The 3,443-nt window shown below is 64.9% G+C and carries 2 protein-coding genes and 1 pseudogene; all 3 read left to right on the forward strand.

From position 1 onward, the window contains the following. Positions 1 to 144 (forward strand): annotated as a pseudogene (locus Y708_RS31120) (tRNA dihydrouridine synthase DusB); the annotation flags it as partial. Between the two features lie 16 nt (positions 145 to 160). Beyond that, on the forward strand, positions 161 to 1,447 hold the full coding sequence (locus Y708_RS0114440; RefSeq protein WP_028280478.1) for a deoxyguanosinetriphosphate triphosphohydrolase: 1,287 nt from the start codon (positions 161 to 163) through the stop codon (positions 1,445 to 1,447). 85 nt (positions 1,448 to 1,532) lie between these two features. Beyond that, the coding region (dnaG, locus tag Y708_RS0114445; RefSeq protein WP_028280479.1) for a DNA primase at positions 1,533 to 3,443 on the forward strand (1,911 nt) is incomplete at its 3' end.

Raw genomic sequence — 3,443 nt, forward strand, 5'->3', positions numbered from 1 at the left:
GGGGCCGACGCCGAGGGCCCGCGCGGGCGGGCCGGCTCGCCGAAAAAGACAGCCCTGCCGGAGCACTGGCTCAGCGCCCGGCACCTGAACGACGCGCAGCAGGCGGATATCGCCGCGGCCGAAGTGGACGTGTCCGGTGGCTGAGTCCGGCGGCACCCGGATACCGGGCTTCCCCGACGCTCCCTTGACGGCCGGGTATTCCGACGCAGACCTTCAGCGGTGGGTTGGCGAACCAGTCAAGAGCACTCACCGGTCGCACTTCGAGCGTGACCGGGCGCGGGTGCTGCATTCTTCGGCACTCCGCCGGCTGGGGGCGAAGACCCAGGTGGTGTCGCCGGACACCGACGACTTTGTCCGCACCAGATTGACCCACAGCCTGGAAGTGGCGCAGGTTGGCAGGGAGCTGGGACGGGCACTGGGCTGCGACCCCGATATTGTCGACGCCGCCTGCCTGTCCCACGATCTTGGCCACCCGCCGTTTGGACACAACGGCGAAGCCACGCTGAATGACCTTGCCCACACCATCGGCGGCTTCGAGGGAAATGCCCAAACCCTGCGGCTGTTGACCAGACTTGAGCCGAAGGTCATCCGGGAGGACGGCACTCCTGCCGGCCTGAACCTGACCCGTGCCAGCCTCGATGCCGCCTGCAAATACCCTTGGACCGCCGCGGATGCGCCCGTGATCCATGGGCACCGCACCTCCAAATTCGGCGCCTACGAGGATGACCTGCCCGTGTTCTCATGGCTTCGTGACGGTGCTCCGGCCGGCCGGTCCTGCCTGGAGGCGCAGGTCATGGACCTGGCAGATGACATCTCCTATTCCGTGCATGACGTCGAGGACGCCATTGTCGCGGGCCATTTCCAACTGAAATGGATGGACAGCGCGGAGCAGCGTGCCCGGGTGGTCGGCTACACCCAGCAGTGGTACCTGCCGCATAGCGACCCCGCAGCCGTGGACGCAGCACTTTCCCGCTTGGAGAAGACGGATGTCTGGGTGCGCGAGGCCGATGGCAGCCGCAGATCCATGGCGGCCCTGAAGAACATGACCAGCCAGTTGATCGGCCGGTTCTGCCTGAGTGCACTTGAGACCACGCGCGGGATCTACGGCCACGAACCGCTCACCCGGTACCACGCCGAAATGATGGTGCCGGAGGAAACGGTGATGGAAATTGCCGTCATGAAGGGGCTCGCCACCACCTACGTCATGACCAGCTCGCACCGCCAGCCCATCTACGAGCGCCAGCGCGAAGTGCTCACTTCCCTGGTGGCCCAGATGTCCGCAGCCGGAGACCGCTACCTGGAACCCACCTTTGCTGCGGACTGGCGGGAAGCGGTCGACGACGACGAACGCCTCCGGGTGGTCATCGACCAGGTCGCTTCGCTCACGGACGGTTCGGCGCTGACGCTGCACGAGCGCGTCGTGGGTCCGGTGCCCGCCCTCTGGTAGGAAATTCCGGTGGTCGACGAAGCGCCGCCAGGCCCGCGTGGAGACCCGGCACTGTTGGGTCACCGTCGGCGCTTAGACTGTTTTCATGGCCGGACTCATCAAGCGCGAAGACATCGATGAGGTCCGGCAGCGCACCGATATCAAGGAAGTGGTTGACGGTTACGTCACGCTGAAATCCGCCGGTGTGGGCTCCTACAAGGGCCTGTGCCCCTTCCACGATGAGCGTTCGCCGTCCTTCCACGTGCGCCCGCAGATGGGCTCCTACCACTGCTTTGGCTGCGGCGAGGGCGGCGATGTGATTTCGTTTGTCCAGAAGATGGATCACACGTCCTTCTCCGAAACCGTTGAGAAACTCGCCTCCCGGATCGGATTCGAGCTGCGGTATGAGGATGGTGGAACGGGTCCCCGCCGGGAGGAGACCGGCAAGCGTCAGCGGCTGCTGGATGCCCACAAGATCGCCGCTGAGTTCTATCGTGACCAGCTGTTGACTCCGGGCGCTGCCACCGGCCGTACGTTCCTGCAGGAGCGGGGGTTTGACCGCGCCGCGGCAGAACAGTTTGGTGTTGGCTTTGCCCCCCAGGGCTGGGACGGGCTCCTCGGCCATCTGACCACCAAGGGCTTTACGCATGACGAGTTGAAGCTGACCGGTATGTTCAGCGTCTCGTCGAACAATGCTCAGCGCATCTATGACCGCTTCAGGGGCAGGCTCATCTGGCCCATTCGGGATATTACCGGAGACACCGTGGGCTTTGGCGCCCGCAAACTGTTCGAGGAAGACCAGGGCCCCAAATACCTCAATACTCCTGAAACCGCGCTCTACAAGAAGTCGCTGGTGCTCTACGGGATCGACCTCGCCAAGAGGGAGATCGCCAAGAGCCGTCAGCTGGTTGTTGTGGAGGGTTACACGGATGTCATGGCGTGCCACCTTTCCGGGGTGGGCACAGCTGTGGCGACCTGCGGCACGGCGTTTGGTACGGACCACATCAAGATTGCGCGGCGGCTGCTCTCGGATGACGGCACCGGCGGCGAGGTGATCTTCACTTTCGACGGCGACGCCGCTGGCCAGAAGGCTGCACTGCGGGCTTTCGAGGAAGACCAGAGGTTTGTGGCGCAGACCTTTGTGGCGGTCGAGGCGAGCGGTGCGGATCCGTGCGAACTGCGGCAGACCAAGGGCGACGACGCCGTCCGTTCCCTCATCTCGTCCCGCCGTCCGCTGTTCGAGTTTGCCATCAAGGCGGCCTTTGGCAACTACGATCTCTCCACTGGCGAGGGCCAGGTCAAAGCTCTCCGGCACGCCGCCCCGATCGTCGCGCAGATCAGGGACGTCTCGCTCCGCTCCATTTATACCCGGGAGCTATCGCGCTGGTTGGGCATGCAGTTCGTGGGGGAGGACCAGGTGGCGAGGGCTGTGTCAACTGCGGCAAAGCGGGGCGCTGCCGGTGCTTCGCCGGGTGGACGGAACTCCTCCTCGACGCAGCAGGGCCCGGGCTCAGCCGCAGGTCCTCACGGCGGGAGCCAGACGCAAGGGAGCAGCCAGGGTGGCCAGGCGTCGTCGTCGTTCGCGGACAACAATCCCTCCGCGGTGGAGGACATGCCTCCCCGGTTTCAGCGTCCGGACCCCAAGGATCCCGTGGGCCGCATGGAGCGGCAGGCGCTCGAAGTGGCTCTCCAGCATCCCGACCTGCTTGACGCCGTGCAGTGGGAACGCTTTTTGGGCACGGGCTTTTCGGTTCCGATGTACGCGGCGCTGCATGACGCAGTGCAGGCGGCGGGAGAACCTGGAAAGGATCCGTCCAAATGGCTGGAAAGGGTGCGCCAGGAGGTCCCCGAAACACTGCGGGGGCTGGTCACCGAACTGGCGGTCACACCCTTGCCGTCCAAGCCGGCCGAGGCAATGGTGACCTACTGCCGGGACATCGTGAATCGGCCCTTTGATCTGCACATCACGCGGCTCAAGGCCGAGAAGCTCGGTGCTCTCCAACGGCTTGATTCGACG

Source organism: Arthrobacter sp. H5, from assembly GCF_000520595.1.
In the GTDB taxonomy this organism is placed as follows: Bacteria; Actinomycetota; Actinomycetes; order Actinomycetales; family Micrococcaceae; genus Arthrobacter_D.